Origin of the sequence: Pseudonocardia cypriaca, from assembly GCF_006717045.1 — a bacterium.
GTDB classification, from domain to species: Bacteria; Actinomycetota; Actinomycetes; order Mycobacteriales; family Pseudonocardiaceae; genus Pseudonocardia; species Pseudonocardia cypriaca.
Genome location: NZ_VFPH01000001.1, coordinates 1488334 through 1509406, shown reverse-complemented (window position 1 = coordinate 1509406; position 21073 = coordinate 1488334). Strand labels below are relative to the sequence as shown.

Sequence of the window (21073 nt, the reverse complement as noted above, 5' to 3'; positions counted from 1 at the left end):
AGTGACGTGATCAGGGGGTCTAGTGGTGGAGAACGTCGCGGCGATGTCGACCGGCCGCTACCTGCTGGTGCTGAACGAGGACCTGCTGGGCGACGACGACCGCTCCCGCGCGGCGGTGGAGCAGCTGAGCGGAACGGACGTCACGAGCACGCGCGACGTTCCACCACTCGCGCCCACCCAGCCCACGCTCTTCTCCGAGCTGGGCGTGGCCGTCGCGGACCTCTCCGCGGACCAGCTGGCCGCCGCGCGCACGGACCGGCGACTGCTCGCCGTCGAGCCGGAGCGGGTGCGCCGCGCGATCGGGGTGTCGCCATCCGAGGGGTCCCTTTCCGAGGAGTACCTGCGCGGCTTCCGCGACGCCGCCCAGTTCCTGCACTCCCGGCTCGCGGGCGGCCTCACCGCAACGGCGCGGTTCGGCGACACCGACACCTTGACTTGGGGGCTGCAGGCCACCGGCGTCGCCGACTCGCCGGAGACCGGTGCCGGCGTCACCCTCGCGGTGCTCGACACCGGGCTCGACCTCGGCCACCCCGACTTCGCCGGTCGCGGCATCGAGGCCAGGTCGTTCGTCGAGGGCCAGACCGCCCAGGACGTGCAGGGCCACGGCACCCACGTCACCGGGACGGCCTGCGGGGCACTCGCCCCGACAACTGGTGGGCGGCGTTACGGAGTCGCCCACGGGGCGCGCATCCTCGTCGGCAAGGTCCTCGGGGACGACGGCACCGGCACCGACGCGGACATCCTCGCCGGCATCAGCTGGGCGATCGCCTCGGGCGCGCGGGTGATCTCGATGTCGCTCGGCGCCGACGTCCGGGAGGTCTCGACGGCGTACGAGACCACCGGGCGGCGCGCCCTCGCCGCAGGCGCTCTCGTCGTGGCCGCCGCCGGCAACAACGCCCGCCGCGGCGCGGGCGACCCCGGCTTCGTGGGGGTGCCAGCCAACAGCCCGTCGATCATGGCCGTCGGCGCCGTCGACAGCACGCTGGCCATCGCCGACTTCTCCGCCGCGAGCACCACCGTCGAGGGTGGGCAGGTCGACATCGCGGGCCCGGGCGTCGCCATCTACTCGTCCTGGCCGCTGCCCGGGGGCACGAACACGATCTCCGGCACCAGCATGGCCACGCCGCACGTCGCAGGCATCGCGGCACTGTGGTCCCAGCGCACCGGGGCGACCGGCCACGAGCTGTGGACGCAGCTCGTGCAGGCCGCGCAGCGGCTGCCGCTCCCGGCGAGCGACGTCGGCTCGGGGCTGGTTCGCGCGCCCGGCGCCTGACAGGCTGACAGCATGCCCGAGAAGATCACGGTCTCCGTCGCCGACGACGCGATGGGCCGGATCGACGAGGTCGTCAGAGCCCTCGAGAGCGGCGGCATGCACGTCGAGCAGGTCCTGCGCCCGATCGGGGTGATCACCGGCTCGGTCGACACCCGGCACGTGCGCGCACTGGGCAGCGTGGCCGGTGTCGCGGCCGTCGAGCCGCAACGGACGGTGCAGCTGCCGCCGCCCGACTCCGACCTGCAGTAAACCCGCGCGGTAGCCCGCTCAGCCCGCGGCGGCCACGCGCTCCGCAGCCGCCCGGCCGGTGGCGATGCAGGCCGGCACGCCGACGCCGTGCAGCGCCGCCCCGGCCACGGCCACGCCCCGCGGCAGGCCCTCCTCGACCATCCGCACCCGGTCCAGGTGACCGACGCCGTACTGCGGCAGGCCCCCGCCCCACCGCTGCACGTGGGTGGCAACCGGTGCGGCGGTGATCCCGGTGAGCGCGCCCAGGTCGGCCCGGGCGCGGGCGACGAGCTCGGCGTCGTCGACCTGGAGGGTGGAGGCCTCCCCGAACCGCCCCAGCGACGCCCTCAGCCTGACGAGGCCGCCCTCGGCGAGGTGCGCCCACTTGTTCGAGGAGTGGGTGAAGGCCTTCACGGCCAGTGGCTCGTCCGCCGCGACGAGCACGCCCGAGGTGGGCGGGAGCGATGCGGCGTCCGCCGCCCGGAAGGCCAGCGCGACGACCACGGAGGACGCGAGCTCGATCTCCCCCGCCGCCCTGGCCGCCATCGGGGCCACGCCGGCGAGCAACCGGGCGGCCGCTGGGGCCGGGACGGCGAGCACGACCGCATCGACGTCGAGGACCTCGGGCGCGGTGGTCGGCCCGAGCACGAGCCGCCACCCGCCCTCCCGGCGCTGCAGCTCCCGGACCGTGGTGCGCAGCCGGACGTCCGCCCCGGAAGCCGCGACCAATGCGTCTAGCAGCACCCGGTACCCGCCCCGCACCGCCCCGAACACGGACCCACCCGGCCGCGCCTCGCCACTCAGCTGCACCGAGCCCGCGACTCGCGCACCCTCAACGCGCGAGTCGCGGGCTGGGTGCACTTGTGTCGCGGTGTCGGCGGCGGCGGTCAGGGACGGGGCGCCCGCGTCGAGGGCCGTGGCCAGGGCGGGGACGGTCGCCCGGAGGCCGAGGGCGTCGACGCGGCCCGCGTAGACGCCGCCCAGCAGGGGGTCGGCGAGCCGGTCGGCGATCTCGTCGCCGAACCGGGCCCGCAGCAGCCCGCCGAGCGCCACGTCCCCACCCGGCTCCCAGGAGAGCGGCAGCTCCGGCTCGGCGGTCACCGCGGCGAGACCTGCGGCGGACAGCAGCCCGTCGAGCCGCGCGGCGCTGGTCGGGACCCCCATGAGGGTGCCGCCCGGCAGCGGCCCGGTGCGGCCCGCCGCGCGGACCGACGCGGCCGCCCTCGTCGGGTGCACCAGCGCGTCGGTCAGCCCGAGCTCGGCCAGCAGCGCGGGCACCTCGGGCCTCCTGGCGAGGAACGCCTCGGCCCCGACGTCGAACGGCACGCCGGCGAGGTCGACGGTGTGCAGCACTCCGCCGACGCGGTCGCGCTGGTCGAGCACGTCGATGCGGGTGCCCGGACCGAGGAGCGTGCGCAGCCGGTGTGCGGCCGCGAGCCCGGAGATCCCGCCGCCGACGACCGCGACGCGGGCGATCACGGTTCGAGCGTGTGCACCAGCTCGACGAGCCGGGTGAGCGCGTCGGGGTCGGTCTCCGGGAGCACGCCGTGCCCGAGGTTGAACACGTGCCCCGGGGCGAGCCGGCCCTCCGCGACGATGCGGCGCGCCTCGGCCTCGATCGACGCCCGGTCGGCGAAGAGCACGGCGGGGTCGAGGTTGCCCTGCACGGCGACGCGTCCACCGGTGCGGCGCGCGGCCTCGTCGAGGGGCACCCGCCAGTCGACGCCCACCACGTCGGCGCCCGCCTCGGCCATCGCGCCGAGCAGCTCGCCGGTGCCGACCCCGAAGTGGATGCGCGGCACGCCTGCACCCGCGACGCTCTCCAGGACCCGGGCGGAGTGCGGCAGGACGTACTCGCGGTAGTCCCGCTCGGAGAGCGCCCCCGCCCACGAGTCGAACAGCTGGACCGCGTCGACGCCCGCCGCCACCTGCGCCCGTAGGAAGGTGCCGGTGATCTCGCCGAGCCGGGCCATGAGCGCGTGCCACACGTCGGGCGCCGACCGCATCAGGGCCTTGGTGCGCTCGTGGTTGCGGCTGGGACCGCCCTCCACGAGGTAGGAGGCGAGGGTGAAGGGCGCGCCCGCGAAGCCGATCAACGGGGTGTCACCCAGTTCGGGGATCAGCAGCGCGATCGCGTCGGTGACGGGCGCGACCTGCTCGGGGTGCAGCAGCGGGATCCGCTCGACGTCGGCCATCGTCCGCACCGGGTGGGCGATCACGGGCCCCGTGCCGGCGACGATGTCCACGCCGACCCCGGCCACGTAGAGCGGCACGACGATGTCGCTGAAGAGGATCGCGGCGTCAACGCCGTGCCTGCGCACCGGCTGGAGGGTGATCTCGCAGGTGAGGTCCGGTGTGAGGCAGGCCTGCAGCATGCCGGAACCGGCCCGCAGGGCCCGGTACTCCGGCAGCGAGCGCCCGGCCTGGCGCATGAACCACACCGGCAGGCGGGACGGCCGGTCGCCGCGCGCGGCAGCGAGTAGCGGCGCCGCGGGTAGGTGCCGCCGGGGGTGGACGTCGGAGGCGGGCATGACGGTCATGATCCCGCCATCCTCCCACGCGCCACCACCGCGTCACCGTCGGGCCATCGGGTCCCACGTCCGGGTTGTCCAGCATGCGGCGCGCCTCGGCTGCGGATCACCGAGAGCGACCTAGAGTCCTCGCTCGTGTCCGACGCGCCCGCCCCACCACAGGAGTTCCAGCAGGCCGTCGCCTCGCTGCGCGCCGTGCGGCCGCGGCCAGAGCTCGTGATCGCCCCGCTGGACGCGCCGCCCCGGCTCGCGCCGTTCACGTGGGCGTTCAGCGTGGAGGCCGTGACCGAGGACGGGGACTCCTCGGAGCCGGATACCAGCGGCCGCCTCATCCTGCTGCACGACCCGGCCGGGCAGGACTCCTGGGGGGGCACCTTCCGGCTCGTGTGCTTCGTCCAGGCGCGGCTGGAGCCCGAGCAGCTCGGTGACGAGATGCTGCCCGTGGTCGGCTGGTCCTGGTTGACCGAGGCGCTCGAGCTCGCAGGCGCCGAGCACGTCGCGCTCGGCGGCACGGTCACGCAGACGTCCTCCGTGCGGTTCGGCGACATCGCCGGTCCGCGCCGCGACGACGACGTCGAGCTGCGCGCGTCATGGACCCCGGTGGGCTCCGATCTGTCCCGACACGCCGAAGCGTTCTGCGCACTTGTGGCGTCCGCGGCCGGTCTGCCGCCCGTCGGAGTGCTCCCGCTAGCAACTCGTCGGGTCTGAAAGAAGATACGCCCACGATCGGGTGATCCTGGGGTTCACCAGCGGGTTCGATGCTGCCAGTGATCAATATCCTCACCCGGACGAGTGGAACGGCATCGACAACGCTGTAACTTTCACCCGGAGAAGTTCGATCCGATACACGACGTTAGACCGCTTGGGGGGCTACGCTTCCTCCACGACACCTCCTCGGGCGGTCGGGCGAGTAGTTCTTCCGACCGGGGGTCTGGTGCCGGTCGGGGGGCAACGACCGACTCCAGGGAGGTAGTGACGTGGCCGTTGTGGGCCAAGGCGCGCCGGTGCGCGGCGCTGCGGGGCATCCACCCGCCCATGCTGTGCTGTCGCCCGCGATGGTCCCGCACCCGCGGGAAGAGCTGTTCTCGGTGCTGGTGGTCGACGACCACCCATTGCTGCGCGAGGCGATCGCCGCGCGTCTGCGGTCGATGGGCGCCGGCACGGTGTACGAGGCCGCATCCGTCGCGGAGGCACGCGCTCGTGCGCATGCCAACGGGCCGTGCGACCTGGCGATCCTCGATCTCGGCCTGCCGGACGGCAGCGGGCTCGACCTCGTCACCGAGCTGCGATCGCTCGGCTGGAACCGGCTGGTCGTGCTCGCCTCGTCCGACGACCCGTACGCGGTGCGGTCGGCGTTCCAGGCCGGCGCGCAGGCGTACCTGCTGAAGTCGGCGTCGGCGGCGATCGTCACCGACGGTGTCAAGCGGGTGCTGGACGGCGGCGTGTACGCCGACCCGACCGTTGCGCCGCTGCTCGCCACCGGCACCCGGGTACCGGGTACCGACAACACCCCGCGTGAGCTCTCTGCGCGCGAGGTGGAGGTCCTGCAGCTCGTGGCGGACGGGCAGTCCAACAAGGAGATCGGCGAGGCCCTGAGCCTGTCGGCGCTCACCGTGAAGAGTCACCTCTCGCGCATCGGGCGCAAGCTCGGCACCGGTGACCGCGCCCAGATGGTCGCGCTGGCTATGCGTGCCGGGGTCATCCGCTGACAGAAGAAGCACTCACAGGCGAAGATCCGGACGCACCGGAGCCGGTTCCGCTGCTGCGGCCGGCCGATGGGTTGCCTCCGGTCGTCGTCGACCGCGCTGCGCTCGACCACACCGCCGCTGCCGTCGCGAGCGGCAGCGGGCCCATCGCCGTCGACGCCGAACGGGCGTCCGGCTTCCGGTACTCGCAGCGCGCCTACCTCGTCCAGTTGCGCCGTGAGGGTGCGGGCACGGCTCTGGTCGACCCGATCCCGCTCGGCGGCGACCTCACTCCGCTCGCGCCCGCCCTCACCGGGCCGGAGTGGGTGCTGCACGCGGCCAACCAGGATCTCCCCTGCCTGGCCGAGGTGGGGCTCGCTCCGTCCCGGCTGTTCGACACGGAGCTGGCCGCCCGCCTGGCCGGGTTCCCCCGCGTCGGGCTCGGTCCGCTGGTGGAGCAGCTGCTGGGGCTCTCGCTGGAGAAGGGGCACGGCGCCGCGGACTGGTCGCGCCGCCCGCTGCCCGAGGACTGGCTCGTCTACGCCGCGCTCGACGTCGAGGTGCTCGTCGAGCTGCGTGACGTGCTCGCCCGCGAGCTGGCCGAGCAGGGCAAGCTCGAGTGGGCGGCCCAGGAGTTCGAGGCCGTCCGCACCGCGCCGCCGCACGCGCCCCGCGCCGAGCCGTGGCGGCGCCTGTCGGGGGTCCACAAGCTGCGCAAGCCGCGGCTCCTCGCGGCGGCCCGCGCGCTCTGGGAGGCCCGCGACCGGCTCGCCGCCGAGCGGGACATCGCACCGGGGCGGGTGCTGCCCGACAGCGCGATCGTGGCGGCGGCGTCCGCCGAGCCCGCGTCCGCGCAGGCGCTCGCCGGTATGCCGACGTTCCGCGGCCGGGCCCAGCGCCGCCTCACGTCGTACTGGTTCGGGGCTCTGGAGAAGGCGTACGCGCTCGACCCCGCCGAGTACCCGCGCGCCGCCCCGGCCGTCGAGGGGCCGCCTCCGGTCTCCCGGTGGACCGACCGCGACCCGGACGCCGCCACCCGCCTCACCGCCGCCCGCGCGGCCGTGGCCGAGGTGGGCGAGCAGTGGAACGTCCCGGTGGAGAACCTGCTGCAGCCCGACCTGCTGCGCCGCCTGTGCTGGAGCCCGCCCGCCGACGGCGACGTGCGCGGCGCCCTGCGCGCCGGTGGCGCCCGGGAGTGGCAGATCGACCTCCTCGCCGACCGCCTCGAGAAGGCCCTCGCGGCCCGCTGACGGGCCCGCGTGCACCTGGACGCCACGCCGCTAGGGCGGGCGCGACCGTGAGCCGGCCGCAGCGGACAGGAACTGACCGCTACGTCGGCAGAGTCGTGCCCGTACCACCACCATGGAGCCCGGAGGTCGCGCGATGTACGCACCCGCCCAGCACGACGAGGTCACCGGCCTGGTCAACTACCTCGACGAACAGCTCACCGCCATCCGCGCCGCCGCGCTCGGCCTCACCGAGGAGCAGGCGCGCGAGACGCCGTGCCGGAGCGCACTGTCGGTCGGGGGCATCATCAAGCATGCGGCCTACGTCATGCGAGGAGCGCTGGAGCGGTTGAGGACCGAGGTCACCGAGCAGCCGGTCGATGCAGCGGCGTACGCCGCGTTCACCGACAGCTTCGCCGTGCGCGATGACGAGAGCGTGGCCGGGACCATCGAGGACTTCGACCGGGTACGCGCTCAGCTGCTGGCCACGGTCGCCGCGACCGATCCCGCCGGCGACGCCATCGCGCCGCCCGCACCGTGGCACGGGATCTTCGACGCCCGGCCGATCCACGCCCGCTACTACCTGGTGCACCTGATCGAGGAGTGCGCCCGGCACGCGGGGCATGCCGACATCATCCGCGAGCAGATCGACGGCGTGTCGGTGCCGACGCTGGCGCTCACCCTTGCCGGGGCGAGCGCCAACGACTTCTTCCAGCCGTACCGGCCGACCCCGGGCACCCTCCTGGCGTGAGGCGGGCGTCACCGCGCCGGGAGCTCGACCGTCACCTTCAGGCCGCCGCCCGGCACCGGCTCCGCCCACGCGCGGCCGCCGTGGGCCTGCACGATGGCCCTCACGATCGAGAGCCCCAGCCCGGAGCCGGGGGTGTCGGCCGTGCGGGCCACCGGACCGCGGCGGAAGGGCTCGAACAGCTCCGCCACGCGGTCGCCGGGGATCTCCGGGCCGCTGGAGGAGACCTGCAGCCGGGCCGACCCGTCGCCCGTGCCCGTGCACACCTCGAGCCATCCGCCTGCGACGTTGTGCCGCACGGCGTTCTCGACGAGGTTGCCGGCCACGCGTTCGAGCAGGACCGGGTCGCCACGGGTCGGGGCCGGGGCGGTCTGGACCTGGATGCGCAGCCCGCGCCTGCCCGCCTCGGCCCGCACGGCCGCCAGCGCCGGCACGGTGAGGTCGGCGAGGTCGACGGGGCGCACCTCGGCGAGTCCGGCGCTCTCGGTGCGCGCGAGCAGCAGCAGGCCCGCGATGAGGTCGTCGGCGCGGCGGGTGGCGTCGCGCACGACAGCGGCCATCCGCCGCAGCTCGTCGGCGTCGGCATCGGGGTCGGAGAGGGTGACGTCCACCTCGGTGCGCAGCACCGACAGCGGTGTGCGCAGCTCGTGGCTCGCGTTCGCGACGAACCGGCGCTGCGCGTCGAACGCCGCCTGGAGCCGGTCGAGCATCGCGTCGAAGCCCGCGGCCAGCTCGGCGACCTCACCGTGCGCGTCCTGCAGGCCGGTGCGGGTGTCGAGGGACTCGACGGTGAGCCGCCGCGCCGTGGCCGTCACTGCGTGCAGCGGGCCGAGGACCCTCCCGACGAGCACCCAGGACACCACCGCCGCCGCGGCGACCACCAGCGGGAACGCGATCAGCCCCGCGCGCAGGACGTCGGCGCGCGCGGCGGCGCCGATGGCCTCGTTGAGCCGCTCCGCGGGGACGGTGACGTTGCCGACGCGGACCGTTGTGCCCGGCGGGAGCGACGGCACGCTGCGCGCCACTCCCCCGACGAGCAGCCACCCGAGCCACAGCAGGAGCGCGCTGACGAGCGCGACCACGGCCGTGCAGACGAGGGTGAGCCGCGGCCGCAGGCCCACACCGCGCCGGCGCGACGGCGCCCGGCGGGCCTCCGCCGGGAGGGGCGGCGGTGGGGGTGCGGGCGGGACCGCCTGCTGTTGCGCCCGGCCCGCCATGCGGGTCGGGGAGGGCGCAGGCTCTGCCACGGTCCCTCCTCGGGTCCTAGCGCCCCGCCGCCGGTACGCGGTAGCCGGCGCCGACCACGGTCTCGATGACGCCCGGGTCGCCGAGCTTCTTGCGCAGTGTCATGACGGTGACCCGCACGGTGGTGGTGAACGGGTCGGCGTTCTCGTCCCAGACCCGTTCCAGGAGCTCCTCGCTGCTCACCACGGCGCCGCCCGCGGCGAGCAGCACCTCCAGCACCCCGAACTCCTTGCGCGTGAGCTCGACGGGCCGCTCGGCGCGCTGCACGGTGCGCCTGGCCGGGTCGAGCGCGACGTCGCCCGCCACGAGCAGCGGCGGGACGGCCGGGGTGGCCCGGCGGCCGAGGGCCCGGCAGCGCGCCACGAGCTCGGGGAAGTCGAACGGCTTGGCCAGGTAGTCGTCGGCGCCGCGGGAGAGGCCGTCGACCTTGTCGGCGAGGGTGCCGCTCGCGGTCAGCATCAGCACCCGGGTGGTGGACTCCGACGCCACGATCTCCGCGCAGAGCCGGTCGCCGGACATCCCCGGCAGGTCCCGGTCCAGCACCACCACGTCGTAGCGGGTGATCAGCGCCTTCTCGTGGCCGGTGTCGCCGTCGTAGGCGACGTCGACCGCCATGCCCTCCCGGCGCAGGCCGCGTGCCACCGCGTCGGCCAGCGGCCGCTCGTCCTCCACCACCAGGACCCGCATCAGCGAGCCTCCTCCGACGGTGCGTGCTCCTCGGCCGTGGTGGCGGGAAGAGCGGCCGCCCACTCGGTGACCCGGCGCGCCACGTCCTGCGCGGTGAGCCCGGCGGCGTGCAGGACGTCGGCCCGGCTGCCGTGGTCGAGGAAGCGTTGTGGGAGCGCGAGGTCGCGCAGCGGGACGTCGCACTCCGCCTCGCGCAGCGCGGCCGCCAGCGTGGAGCCGAAGCCGCCGTGGCGGCCGCAGTCGCTGACCGCGACGACGAGCCGGTGAGCGCGGGCGAGGTCGACGAGCACCTCGGGGACCGGCAGCACCCACCGCGGGTCGACCACGGTGACGGACACGCCCTGCTGCTCCAGCCGCCGGGCGGCCGCGACACCGAGCTCACCGAAGGCTCCGGCGCACACCAGCAGCACCGACGGCTCGCCGGAGCCGTTGCGCGCCGGCTCGTGCAGCACGTCGACGCCCCGCACCCGGCGCGCGGCCGGCACCGACTCGATCACCGCGCCCTTCGGGAAGCGGATCGCGGTGGGCCCGTCCTCGACGGCGACCGCCTCGGCCAGCTCCTCGCGCAGCGTGGCGGCGTCGCGTGGGGCGGCCACCCGCATGCCGGGCACGATCCCGAGCAGCGAGAGGTCCCACATCCCGTTGTGCGACGGTCCGTCGTTGCCCGTGACACCGGCGCGGTCCAGCACGAGCGTGACGCCCTTGCCGTGCAGGGCAACGTCCATCAGGAGCTGGTCGAAGGCCCGGTTGAGGAACGTCGAGTAGAGCGCGACCACCGGGTGCAACCCGCTCATCGCGAGGCCGGCGGCCGAGGTGAGCGCGTGCTGCTCCGCGATGCCGACGTCGATGCAGCGTTCCGGGAACGCCCGCGCGAACGGCGCGAGGCCGGTGGGCCCGAGCATCGCAGCGGTGACGGCGACGATTTCCGGCCTGCGGGCCCCGAGCGCCACGAGCTCCTCGGCGAAGACGCTCGTCCACCCGACCGACGGCGGCCCGGTCGGAAGCCCGGTCTCCGGGTCGAACGCGGCCGGGCTGTGCATCTGCTCGGCCTCGTCGTTCTCGGCGGGCGGGTAGCCGCGCCCCTTCTGGGTGACGGCGTGGACGATGACCGGTCCGCCGAAGTGCCTGGCCCGCCGCAGCGCCGACTCCATCGCCGCGATGTCGTGCCCGTCGACCGGCCCGAAGTACTTCAGGCCAAGGTCCGAGAAGAGCGCCTGCGGGCTCAGGGCGTCCTTGACACCCGCCTTGAGCGCGTGCAGCCCGGCGTAGATCGGTGCGCCCACCACCGGGGTGCGCGACAGCGCCTGCTTGCCGGCCTCCAGGACGCGCTCGTAGCCGGGTTGCAGGCGGAGCGAGGCGAGGCGGTCGGCGAGCCCGCCGATCGTGGGCGCGTAGGAGCGGCCGTTGTCGTTGACCACGATGACGACGTTGCGGTCCTTGGCGGCCGCGATGTTGTTCAGCGCCTCCCAGGCCATCCCCCCGGTGAGGGCGCCGTCGCCGATCACCGCGACGACGTGGCGCTCCTGGCCGGTGAGGGCGTAGCCGCGGGCGATGCCGTCGGCCCAGGACAGCGACGTGGAGGCGTGGCTGTTCTCGACGTGGTCGTGCTCGCTCTCCGCGCGGCAGGGGTAGCCGGATATGCCCCCGGTCTTCTTGAGCGACTCCCAGCCGTCGTGGCGGCCGGTGAGCATCTTGTGGACGTACGCCTGGTGGCCGGTGTCCCAGATCAGCGTGTCGCGGGGCGAGTCGAAGACCCGGTGCAGCGCGATGGTGAGCTCGACGACGCCGAGGTTGGGCCCGAGGTGGCCGCCGGTGCGCGACACCGACGCCACCAGCTCCTCACGGATCTCGGCGGCCAGGGCGGGGAGCTGGTCGGCTCCGAGCCGTTTCAGGTCGGCCGGGCCACGGACGGATCGCAACACGGTCACCGGGCCAGCTTACGGAAGGCGGTCGATCCGGCGCTGGCGCGGCAAGCGGGCGATCAGGCGGACTGCGTCCGCGGAGCCGGGATCTGCACCGGACCGGCGATCCGCACCAGGTTGCGCCCTCCGCGCTTGGCCGCGTACAGGTTGGCGTCGGCGACCTTGAGCACGTGGTCGAGCGTGGCGCCGTCGGTGGGCACGGACGCGCCGCCGACCGAGACGCTCAGGCCGGTGATCGTGAGGTTGCCGTCGGGCGTGCAGACCGGGACGTCGAGCTCGGCAACGAGCCTGCGCAGGCGTTCGGCCACCGAGCTCACCTCGGCGCGGCCGAGCGCCCCGGACGGCAGGTCGGCCAGCAGCACCACGAACTCCTCGCCGCCGAACCGGCCGACGAGGTCGCCGTCGCGCACGCCCGCCCGCAGCTCGGCGGCCACGGCGGCCAGCACGTCGTCGCCCGCGAGGTGCCCGTGTGCGTCGTTGACCAGCTTGAAGTGGTCCAGGTCGAGGATGAGCACGGCGGCGGCCCCGTGCCCACGCTGAGCACGCCGCACCGCCCGGGCGGCCTCGGCCTGCCACGCTGCCGAGTTGAGCAGACCGGTCTTCGGGTCGGTGCTCGCCACCTCCTCCAGGTGGCGCACCAGCACCGCGCGGTGCAGCACCAGGATCGGCGGCAGCACGAGCGCCACCAGCCACGGCGTCGAGCCGATCGCGACGGCGGCGAGCCCGCCCATGCAGAGCGTGGCCACCTCCAGCGCGTTGTCGTCGAGGCGGCCGACGAGGGCGCGCAGGCCGGGCCACTCGCTCGTGAGCGCGATGACCCCGGCGACGAGGACGGTGTTGACGACGACGTAGAGCAGCACGGCCACCGCGATGCCCGCGACGCCCGCGACGTCGTCGGGGGTTCCCGGCAACCCGCCCGCCTCCTCGACGGCGGCGTGCGCCGCGCCGGCGGCGAGCACCACCGTCGCGGTCGTGTAGACGTGCCGGTGCAACGGCACCTTCGCGGGCCGCCACACCCGGTGCCACAGGTGCAGGTACACGGCCGCGATCACGGCCGCGGCGAGCGCGGGCGGCAGCAGGAGCGCGGCGGCGAACGTCCAGACGGAGCTGAGGTCGAAGTACGAGGTCTCGGCGGCCCGGCGCCGGATCCGCTCGATCCCGGTGGCGAGCTCGGTGTGCACCACGCTGAGCAGCGTCAGGAACGCGGCCAGCGCCAGAACCTCGCCGGTGAACGCGGCGCGGTCGGAGGTCGTGAGGTGGCTGACGACGGAGGCGACGCCCCCCGCCTCCACGAGGAGAACCAGCGCGACCGCCCTCGCCGGCAGCCGCCACAGCTCCCATCCGGATGGGTCGGCGCGGCCCGCCGGGCTGTGCGTGTGTGCCGACTCCTCCACGCCCGCCCCCTCCCTTGCCGCGACCGCCAGGTGCCTCACGGCGAGGCTAGTGAGGCGGGAACGGCATGTCAGGAGGACTGTGATCGCACATGGGGGTGGTCCTCCGCAACGATCTCGTCACTCTGCGTCAACCATCCACCCGGTGCCCGGGGCCTGCTCACCGGCTTGGCGGGGGATGCCGGGTGACGTTCCCGTGCGCACGACGTTGCGCCCGGCCCTCTTCGCCGCGTACAGGGCGGTGTCGGCGACCTGGAGCAGGGTGCGCAGGTCGGCTCCCTCGGCGGGCGCGACCGCGACCCCGATCGAGACCGTGAGCCCGGACACGCTGAGCGGACCGTCCGGCGTGGGGATCTCCACCCGCAGCCGGGCCACCCGGGTGCGGATGCGCTCGGCCACCGCCTCCAGCTCGGCGGCGTCCCCCGCCGGCGGACCGGCGAGCAGCACCACGAACTCCTCCCCGCCGAACCGGCCGACGAGGTCGCGCTCGCGGACCTCGGCGCGCAGCGCGCCCGCCACGGCGGCGAGCACCTGGTCGCCCGCGAGATGGCCGTGCGTGTCGTTGACGGCCTTGAAGTGGTCCAGGTCCAGCACCAGCACGCCGCGCGGACCGTCGGCCGGGCTGCTGCGCTGCAGCAGCCGCTCCGCCTGCTCGTGCCACGCCACGGCGTTCAGCAGGCCGGTCTTCCCGTCGATGCTCGCAGCCTCCTCCAGGTGCTGCACCAGCACGGCCCGGTGCAGCACCACCAGCGGCGGGAGGGCGAGCAGCACCAGCCACGGGTTGAGGACCAGCGCGACCGCGGTGAGGGCGCCGAGCGAGAGCGTGGCGATCTCGAGGAGGTTGTCGTCCCACCGCCCGAGCACCCGGACCAGGTCGGGCTGCGGGGCGCTCATCGCGATGGCCCCGGCAACGAGACCGGTGTTGATCGAGGTGTAGACGAGCAACGCGAGCGTGATGCCGGGGACACCTGCTGCGGCGAGGGGATCCGGCCCGGAGCCGAGGAGGCCGACGACCGCGGCGGCGCCCAGACAGGCCAGCACGATCGTGGCCGCGCTGTAGACGCTGCGGTAGAGCGGCACGCGGGGCCGTCCGGTACGCGCCCAGATGTGCAGGTGCACCACGACGGCCACGACGGCGGCGCACACGGGCGGCAGCACGAGGGCGCCTGCGAACGTCCACACCGAGCTGAGGTTGGCGTGGTTGCCGACCATCACGCGCCTGCGGAGCCGCTCGACACCCATCGCGGTCTCGGTGTGCAGGATCCCCAGCCCCGCGAGCAGCGCGGCGTGCAGGAGCTCGAGCGTGCCGGGGAGCGGCATCCGCGAGGCGGTGGCGACCACCAGCCCGACCGCCGTGACCTCGACGACGAGGACCGCCACCGCGAGCCGGTGCGGCAGCTCCCACAGCGGCCACCGGCGGATCGTCCACGCCCGGATCGCTCGAACAGCAGGGCGGCCTGCTCCGGGATGTGCGGGCATCAGCGCTCTCGGTCGGTCCTCGGCGTCGGCACCGAGCGTAGGGGAGGACCCTCCTCGTGTCACCCGATCGGGCCGACGCCGCCTCGTCCGGTGACACGGTGGGACGAGCAGATGTTGCAGATCGCACTTCTCGCCCGTCTCGCGGCCTCGCTGCACACCTGAATGCACTACGCGAAGGGCCGCGTCCGGAACACATTCCGGCGGCGATCACGAAAAGCGCTCACGCCATCCGGATGGAAAGGAGGCATGTTCATGCGCAACCGCGACTGGACCTGAACGCCGAACGCGAGCCGGCTGATCGCCGGGTGTGGCAGCAGGACGCCCGAACGATTCGGGTGCCACCCGACGCACCCGGCGGTCAGTCCTTCGCGCGCGCCCCCGAGCCGGGGTTCACCAGCGGCGCGGACGGGAGGTTCACGACCGACGGCACCGAGGAGGCCACGGCGACCCGCACCGTGTTGCGGCCCGCCCGCTTGGCCTCGTAGAGAGCGGTGTCCGCGGTCTGCAGGAGTGCGGGGAGGTCGCTGCCGTCGGGCGAGGCGACCGCGCCGCCGATCGAGACGGTCAGGCCGGCGACCGTCAACGGCCCGCGCAAGGTCGGCACCTCGAGCCGCAGGTCCGCCACGTGGGCCCGGATGCGCTCGGCCACCACCTCCAGCTCCACCGAATCGAGCTCCACCGACCGCTCCCCCGAGGCCGCCCGCCTGGGCAGCACCACGAACTCCTCGCCGCCCATGCGGCCCACGAGGTCGCGGGCGCGCACCACCCGGTGCAGCGCGTGCGCCACCGCCGACAGGACGTGGTCGCCCACCGCGTGACCGTGCGTGTCGTTGACCGCCTTGAAGTGGTCGAGATCGAGCATCAGCACACCGCCTGCGCGCTCGGCGCGGTCCGTGCCGGCGAGGACCCGTTCGGCCTCGGCGACCCACGTGGCGGCATTAAGGAGGCCGGTCTTGCCGTCCGTGCAGGCCGCCGCCTCCAACGGCCGGACCAGCACCGCCCTCAGCACGACGTACAGCGGGAGCAGCGTCAGCAGGAGCAGCACCGGGTTCAGCGCGATCGCGACCGCGGTGAGCGCCCCCATGCAGAGCATGCCGACCTCGAGGAGGTTCTCGTCGCGTGGACCGAACAGGGTCGCCGGGCCTGCACCCGGGATGTTGACCGACACGACGGCGGCGATGAGGCCGGAGTTGACCGCCATGAACAGCACCATCGCGCCGATCACCAGCCACAGCGGTTGCCGCTCCCCGCCCACGTGGTCGAGGAGCTCTCCGACGGCGATGCAGGCGAGCACCACCGTGGCGACGCTGAACATCTGGCGGTGCAGCGGCACCCACTCGCGCCACGCCCGCACCCACAGGTGCAGCATGATGAGCGCCGCCACCAACGCGGCGTGGGCACCGGGCAGCACGAGCGCAGCAGCGAACGTCCACACCGAGCTGAGGTCGACGTGCGACGCGCCGCCCAGCCGCCGCCGTTCCCGTTCCACGCCGACGGCCATCTCGCTGTAGGCGATGCCCAGCAGGCAGAGGACGGCCCCGGACCACAGCTCGGTCCCGGCCGGAGCGCGCCCCGTCAGTAGCCCGGCGACCAGCAGGACCAGCGCGATCGCCTCGATGAAGAGCACGGCACCCAGTAACAACCGCGGGAGCCGCCACACGGGCCAGCGGTGCGGTGCGCAACGGCCCAGGCACGCCGCGTCACCGGAGAGAAGTCGTCGCTCCGACGCCATCGTGCTCCCCCGGTTGTGTCGGCGGCAGTACGGAGCGTAATGCAGGCCACAAGATGGCCGAAGCTCCGTACCGTCAGTCGCCGGCGTTGCTGTGGAGCGAGGGGGGCTCGGCAGGGGCCGGCTCGTCCGGCCGCAGGTGCGCGGGCAGGAGCGCGGACCGCGGGGACGCCGGGTTGCCCATCCGCACGGCGTTGCGCCCGGCCCCCTTGGCCACGTACAGGGCTCGGTCGGCGACCTCGAGGAGGTCACGCAGCTCGGCGCCGCTCTCCGGCATGACGGCGCAGCCGACCGACACGCTCAGCCCGCGCACCGTCAGCGGCCCGTCCGGGGTCGGGATCTCGACGCGGAGGTCCGCCACCCGCCGCCGGATCCGTTCGGCGACCGTCTCGAGCTCGACGGGCGCCCTTCCGCCGAGCCCCGCCAGCATCACGACGAACTCCTCGCCACCGAACCGCCCGACGAGGTCGCGTTCCCTGACCTCGTCCCGCAGCACGCCTGCGACCGCGGACAGCACGTGGTCGCCCGCCAGGTGGCCGTGCGTGTCGTTGACGGCCTTGAAGTGGTCGAGATCCAGCACCAGGACGCCGGGCGGACCGTCCCGGCGCTTCGAGCGCTGCAACGCGCGCTCGGCCTGCACGTGCCATGCGGCGGCGTTGAGCAGGCCGGTCTTGCCGTCGGTGTTCGCCGCCTCCTCGAGGTGCTTGACGAGGACGGCGCGGTGCAGCACGAGCAGGGGCGGCAACACGAACGCGACGAGCAGCGGGTTGATCGCCAGGGCGATCGCGGTGATCGCGCCGAGGGAGAGCGTGGCGAACTCGAGCAGGTTGTCGTCCCAGCGCCCGAGCACCTTGCCGATGTCCGGCTGCGGGCTGCTCACGGCGATCGCACCCGCGACGAGCGCGCTGTTCACCGTGGTGTAGGCGAGGATCGCCACCACGAGCAGCACCACTCCCGAACCGTTGCCCCGGAAGACGGCCCCACCGTCGCGGTTCACGCCGGCGATCGCGGCCGCCGCGAGGCACGACAGAACGATCGTCGCCGTGCTGAAGACGTGCCGGTACACCGGAACGCGCGGCCGCCACGAGCGCCACCACAGATGCGTGAAAACGATCGCCGCAACGCACGCCGCAAGAGCGGGCGGCAACAGGACGGCGCCGGCAAAGGTCCAGACCGAACTCAGGTCGACGTGCAATGTCTCGTTGACCCGGCGACGCACCCGCTCGACGCGCAAGGCAATCTCGGAGTGCACCATCCCGAATAGGCACAGCGTCGCGCCCATCGCAATCGCTCGATGGTCGAATTGCGATGGGACAATCGCGAGTATGGTCAATGCGATCGCGGTGATCTCGACAAGGAGAACTGGCCCGAGGAGCCGCCGCGGAATAGTCCAGATGGCCCATGCCGATGGATGGCGCGCGGGGCCGACCGCACCAACCGAACCACCGTCGGTCGAGGCAGCGACCCTGCGCGCGCCCCTAGCCATCCATACTCACAGCCATCCCTCGATCGAGGGAAGTGAGGCTAGTGGACCCACGCGGGGCTGTCACGGGTCCCGGCTCAGCCACCAGCGTCGACCGTGTCGCATGCCACACGCAGGGACGGCGCCGGCTGGAGGAGGAGATAGCGATGCTGCCCGCACGCACGCGCTGCAGGGCGCCGCTCCCACGGGCGCCGCCACATCCCCGCGCAGGTCGCGAACCCCGGAGTCCCCCGCCCCCCGCCCGTCCTGTGCGGAAGGAGGCAGCCCCGTGCGCAACAAGAGCTGGTGAACCACGCGCAATTCGACCGCCCGCCGACGAAGGAGGCCCCGGTGCGCAACAAGAGCTGGTGAACCGAGCCGCCCCACCCACCACAACTAAAGGAGAGCCCCGTGCGCAACAAGAGCTGGTGATCAACCCAGAGCAGCCCCACCCACCACGACCGAGGGAGATCGCAGTGCGCAACAAGAGCTGGTGACGAAGCCACCCCCGACCACCACCGACCAAGGAGAGCCCGGTGCGCAACAAGAGCTGGTGAACCGAGCCGCCCCACCCACCACAACTAAAGGAGAGCCCCGTGCGCAACAAGAGCTGGTGAACCAACCCACCCACACACCACCACCCGAGGAGGACCCCGTGCGCAACAAGAGCTGGTGAACCAACCCACCCACACACCACCACCCGAGGAGGACCCCGTGCGCAACAAGAGCTGGTGAACCAACCCACCCACACACCACCACCCGAGGAGGACCCCGTGCGCAACAAGAGCTGGTGAACCAACCCACCCACACACCACCACCCGAGGAGGACCCCGTGCGCAACAAGAGCTGGTGAACCACCGCACTCCGACCCACCACCGACCGAGGAGACCCCGGTGCGCAACAAGAGCTGGTGACCGACCCACAGCCCCACCCACTACGACCGGAGGAGATCGCGGTGCGCAACAAGAGCTGGTGAGTGAGAGGAGCCCCGGTCCGGGCGGAGCCCGATCGGAAGGTGTCGGCGTCGGTGAGCCGGCAGGTCAGCGCGACCGCGCGCCCGCCCAGCGGAACTGCGGTGAAGGCGCGGTGGAGTTGGCGCGATGCCAGGCCACGGCGCCGCCGGCCGACAACACCGCCCCGAGCACCCCGGCCGCGGCGACAGCCGTGGCGGGATCCGTCGCATCGGCGAGCAGGCCTCCGAGGAGCACCGCGGCACCCTGCGCCGCGATGATCCCGGACGCGGCGACCCCGATGGCACGGCCGCGACCCCCGTCCGGGGTGGCGCGGACGAAGCTCGCCTGCGTCTGCAGGAGGTAAGCGGTGGAGAGCATCCCGGACACCGCCCACAGGAGGACGGTGAGTGGGACGCCCGGGCGCAGGATGCACAGCGCCAACGGGACTCCGGCCGCAACGGCCATGAGTCCGACGAGCCGTGCCCTCGTCGCGGCGGGCACGAACCGCACGAACAGCCATGCCCCGAGCACGCTGCCGAGGGGGTCGGCCGCCATGAGCAGCCCCACTGCGGCGGGCCCGGCGCCGAGGTGGTCGGCGTACGGGGCGGCGAGCGCCTCGGGCACGACGTACCAGCCGACGAGCCACGCGAGCAGCACGAGTGCGCGGCGGGGCCGGTCGGTGGCGATCTCGACGAGCCCGGCGGTGATGCCGCGCAGCTCGCTGGTCACGGGGCCGGGTCCGGGCGCCTGGACGGGTGCCGGGCGGTCGGCCACGCCGATCCGGACGACGACGGCCGACAACGCGAACGAGACGGCGTTGCCGAGGAGCGCGACCGCGGGGCTCAAGGCGGCGACCAGCAGCCCCCCGGTGGCGAAGCCGACGAGCTGTGCCGTCTGGCTGGTGATCTGCCGTACGGCGAGCCCGCGTTCGTAGAGCTCGCCCGGGAGGACCTCGGGGTAGAGCGCACCCTGGGCCGCGGTGTGGGGCGACCCGAGCAGCACGACGAGGACGAGGACGGCGCAGAGCGCCCACAGGGGCAGGTCCGGGATCGCCATCACGGCGACGAGCACCGCCCGCGCGACGTCCGAGACGATCATGACCTCGCGGCGGCGGAACCGGTCGGCGAGACCGGACAGCAGGACGCCGCCGAGCAGCGCGGGCAGGAAGGTCAGGGCGTAGGCGACGGCAGCCCAGAGTGCGGAGCCGGTGCGGCCGTACACGAGTACCGCCAGCGCGACGCGCGCGAGCTGGTCACCTGCGATCGAGAAGAGCTCCGCGGCCCACAGGACCCGGAACTCGGGTACGCGGAACACTGCGCCGAGTCCGCTACCCGCCATGCGGTCGTTTCCCCCCTCGACCCGTGCCGGGTGGTCCGTTCGATCTACCCACCGTAAATGATCATGTGCGCTGCGTGTCGTTAGATCGGCATGCTGCCTGGTGTCCACAACGGTCGCAAGGACGCCTCCGCTCCGTCACCCGAGGGCGCGAAGCGGCACACCTTCGTCACGGAGAGCGACGGCAGGGACCGGCGAGCGCGGGCCCCCGGACCTGATCGGAGGTGTCAGCCGGCGACGTGCTCGCCGTGCCCCGCCGCGCGGAGGGCGGACCGCAGCTTCTCGGCGTGCGCCTCCTGCTCGTGCGCCTCCACGGACGGCGCCGCGTTCGCGAAGTCGAAGGCGGCCATGTCCCAGGCGGGGAACACGTGGACGTGCAGGTGTGGCACCTCGAAGCCCGCGACGAGCAGGCCGACGCGCGGCGGCTGCCAGACCTCGCGTACGGCCGCACCCACCGCGTGGGACACGGACATGAGGTGTGCCAGCAGGTCCGGTTCGGCGTCGACCCAGTGGTCGACCTCCGCGCGGGGCACGACGAGCGTGTGGCCCGGTCCGAGCGGGTTGATCGACAGGAAACCGACCGCCCGGTCGTCCGACCAGACGAAACGTCCGGGCAGCTCGCCGTCGATGATCCGGGTGAAGAGGGTGCTCATTGTCGGCAAGGGTATCGACGACCGCACTACCCTCTGGCGCCATGGTCCGGACCATCGCCACGAACACGCCCGTCGACCGCGACGCACTGGTCGACTTCGTCCGCTGCCGCCACAAGATGGTCCTGCTCACGCCCCGCAAGGACGGCGGCTGGCAGGGCTCACCGGTCACCGGGGGCATCGACGCCGACGGCCGCATCGTGGTCGCCACCTATCCGGAGCGGGCGAAGGCGACGAACGTCGCCCGGCACGGCAAGGCATCGGTCATCGTGCTGTCCGACGACTTCGGCGGCGCGTGGGTGCAGGTCGACGGCGACGCCGAGCTGCTGACGCTGCCCGACGCGGTGGAGCCGCTCGTCGACTACTTCCGGTGCATCTCCGGTGAGCACCCCGACTGGGACGAGTACCGGCGCGCGATGCAGGAACAGGGCAAGGCCTTGATCAGGATCACGCCGACGCGGTGGAGCCCGGTCGCGACGGGCGGATTCCCAGCGCGCCTCGCCTGACCCGGCGCGCGGCCGGGTGCCAC

Annotated in this window: 18 protein-coding genes; 7 read left to right on the top strand and 11 right to left on the bottom strand. The window is 73.7% G+C overall.

What is annotated here, in order from left to right:
* Positions 1-22: 22 nt before the first annotated feature.
* Complete coding sequence (locus tag FB388_RS07025; RefSeq protein WP_246121694.1) at positions 23-1273, top strand: S8 family serine peptidase; 1251 nt, start codon at positions 23-25, stop codon at positions 1271-1273.
* A 12-nt stretch (positions 1274-1285) separates the two neighbouring features.
* Entirely contained in the window at positions 1286-1522 is a 237-nt protein-coding gene (locus FB388_RS07020; protein WP_142098506.1) for a ketohydroxyglutarate aldolase, read from the top strand.
* 18 nt (positions 1523-1540) lie between these two features.
* On the opposite strand, the gene hemG is transcribed toward FB388_RS07020, so the two are convergent.
* Both hemG and hemE read right to left on the bottom strand, forming a co-directional pair.
* Positions 1541-2977 carry a protoporphyrinogen oxidase gene (gene hemG / locus FB388_RS07015; RefSeq protein ID WP_142102685.1) on the bottom strand — a complete coding sequence of 479 codons (1437 nt, stop codon included), beginning with the start codon at positions 2975-2977 and terminating at the stop codon, positions 1541-1543.
* Complete coding sequence (gene hemE / locus FB388_RS07010; protein ID WP_142098504.1) at positions 2977-4041, bottom strand: uroporphyrinogen decarboxylase; 1065 nt, start codon at positions 4039-4041, stop codon at positions 2977-2979. Before hemE ends, hemG begins: the two co-directional genes overlap by 1 nt.
* Positions 4042-4167: 126 nt before the next feature.
* Here hemE and FB388_RS07005 point away from each other — a divergent pair, with 126 nt between their 5' ends.
* The 4 genes from FB388_RS07005 to FB388_RS06990 all read left to right on the top strand — a co-directional run bounded on the left by FB388_RS07005 (position 4168) and on the right by FB388_RS06990 (position 7694).
* Positions 4168-4740: a DUF3000 domain-containing protein gene (locus FB388_RS07005; RefSeq protein ID WP_142098501.1), complete on the top strand. Its 573-nt coding sequence runs from the start codon at positions 4168-4170 to the stop codon at positions 4738-4740.
* A gap of 269 nt (positions 4741-5009) precedes the next feature.
* On the top strand, positions 5010-5741 hold the full coding sequence (locus FB388_RS07000) for a LuxR C-terminal-related transcriptional regulator (RefSeq protein WP_379590190.1): 732 nt from the start codon (positions 5010-5012) through the stop codon (positions 5739-5741).
* Positions 5738-6967 carry an HRDC domain-containing protein gene (locus FB388_RS06995; protein WP_142098499.1) on the top strand — a complete coding sequence of 410 codons (1230 nt, stop codon included), beginning with the start codon at positions 5738-5740 and terminating at the stop codon, positions 6965-6967. The genes FB388_RS07000 and FB388_RS06995 overlap by 4 nt, the downstream gene beginning before the upstream one ends.
* Positions 6968-7100: 133 nt before the next feature.
* Positions 7101-7694 (top strand): DinB family protein, encoded by a 594-nt coding sequence (locus FB388_RS06990; protein ID WP_142098496.1) that lies wholly within the window; start codon positions 7101-7103, stop codon positions 7692-7694.
* Positions 7695-7702: 8 nt separating this feature from the next.
* On the opposite strand, the gene FB388_RS06985 is transcribed toward FB388_RS06990, so the two are convergent.
* From FB388_RS06985 to FB388_RS06945, 9 genes are all read right to left on the bottom strand, one after another.
* Complete coding sequence (locus FB388_RS06985; RefSeq protein ID WP_246121692.1) at positions 7703-8938, bottom strand: sensor histidine kinase; 1236 nt, start codon at positions 8936-8938, stop codon at positions 7703-7705.
* Positions 8939-8954: 16 nt separating this feature from the next.
* Complete coding sequence (locus FB388_RS06980; protein ID WP_142098493.1) at positions 8955-9623, bottom strand: response regulator transcription factor; 669 nt, start codon at positions 9621-9623, stop codon at positions 8955-8957.
* Positions 9623-11551: a 1-deoxy-D-xylulose-5-phosphate synthase gene (gene dxs, locus FB388_RS06975; protein WP_142098490.1), complete on the bottom strand. Its 1929-nt coding sequence runs from the start codon at positions 11549-11551 to the stop codon at positions 9623-9625. Before dxs ends, FB388_RS06980 begins: the two co-directional genes overlap by 1 nt.
* Before the next feature lie 53 nt (positions 11552-11604).
* Positions 11605-12978, bottom strand: a complete 1374-nt coding sequence (locus FB388_RS06970; RefSeq protein ID WP_142098487.1) for a sensor domain-containing diguanylate cyclase — start codon at positions 12976-12978, stop codon at positions 11605-11607.
* A gap of 78 nt (positions 12979-13056) precedes the next feature.
* On the bottom strand, positions 13057-14415 hold the full coding sequence (locus tag FB388_RS06965; RefSeq protein ID WP_142098485.1) for a GGDEF domain-containing protein: 1359 nt from the start codon (positions 14413-14415) through the stop codon (positions 13057-13059).
* A gap of 358 nt (positions 14416-14773) precedes the next feature.
* A complete protein-coding gene (locus FB388_RS06960) occupies positions 14774-16042 on the bottom strand; it encodes a GGDEF domain-containing protein (RefSeq protein ID WP_170225509.1) in 1269 nt (422 codons plus the stop codon).
* 178 nt (positions 16043-16220) lie between these two features.
* Positions 16221-17426 (bottom strand): GGDEF domain-containing protein, encoded by a 1206-nt coding sequence (locus FB388_RS06955; RefSeq protein ID WP_246121690.1) that lies wholly within the window; start codon positions 17424-17426, stop codon positions 16221-16223.
* Between the two features lie 1220 nt (positions 17427-18646).
* The gene (locus FB388_RS06950) at positions 18647-19897 is read right to left on the bottom strand and encodes an MFS transporter (protein ID WP_142098479.1); all 1251 of its coding nucleotides are present in this window, start codon (positions 19895-19897) and stop codon (positions 18647-18649) included.
* Positions 19898-20121: 224 nt separating this feature from the next.
* Positions 20122-20547: an HIT family protein gene (locus FB388_RS06945; protein ID WP_142098476.1), complete on the bottom strand. Its 426-nt coding sequence runs from the start codon at positions 20545-20547 to the stop codon at positions 20122-20124.
* A 41-nt stretch (positions 20548-20588) separates the two neighbouring features.
* On the opposite strand from FB388_RS06945, the gene FB388_RS06940 reads away from it, so the two are divergent.
* Positions 20589-21050 (top strand): PPOX class F420-dependent oxidoreductase, encoded by a 462-nt coding sequence (locus tag FB388_RS06940; protein WP_142098473.1) that lies wholly within the window; start codon positions 20589-20591, stop codon positions 21048-21050.
* Positions 21051-21073 lie beyond the last annotated feature (23 nt).

Coding starts and splice junctions, on each gene's coding strand:
- FB388_RS07020 (WP_142098506.1), top strand. CDS start 1,286: ATGCCCGAGAAGATCACGGTCTCCGTCGCCGACGACGCGATGGGCCGG.
- hemE (WP_142098504.1), bottom strand. CDS start 4,041: ATGACCGTCATGCCCGCCTCCGACGTCCACCCCCGGCGGCACCTACCC.
- FB388_RS06990 (WP_142098496.1), top strand. CDS start 7,101: ATGTACGCACCCGCCCAGCACGACGAGGTCACCGGCCTGGTCAACTAC.
- FB388_RS06980 (WP_142098493.1), bottom strand. CDS start 9,623: ATGCGGGTCCTGGTGGTGGAGGACGAGCGGCCGCTGGCCGACGCGGTG.
- FB388_RS06965 (WP_142098485.1), bottom strand. CDS start 14,415: ATGCCCGCACATCCCGGAGCAGGCCGCCCTGCTGTTCGAGCGATCCGG.
- FB388_RS06955 (WP_246121690.1), bottom strand. CDS start 17,426: ATGGGCGCGACGCTGTGCCTATTCGGGATGGTGCACTCCGAGATTGCC.
- FB388_RS06950 (WP_142098479.1), bottom strand. CDS start 19,897: ATGGCGGGTAGCGGACTCGGCGCAGTGTTCCGCGTACCCGAGTTCCGG.
- FB388_RS06945 (WP_142098476.1), bottom strand. CDS start 20,547: ATGAGCACCCTCTTCACCCGGATCATCGACGGCGAGCTGCCCGGACGT.
- FB388_RS06940 (WP_142098473.1), top strand. CDS start 20,589: ATGGTCCGGACCATCGCCACGAACACGCCCGTCGACCGCGACGCACTG.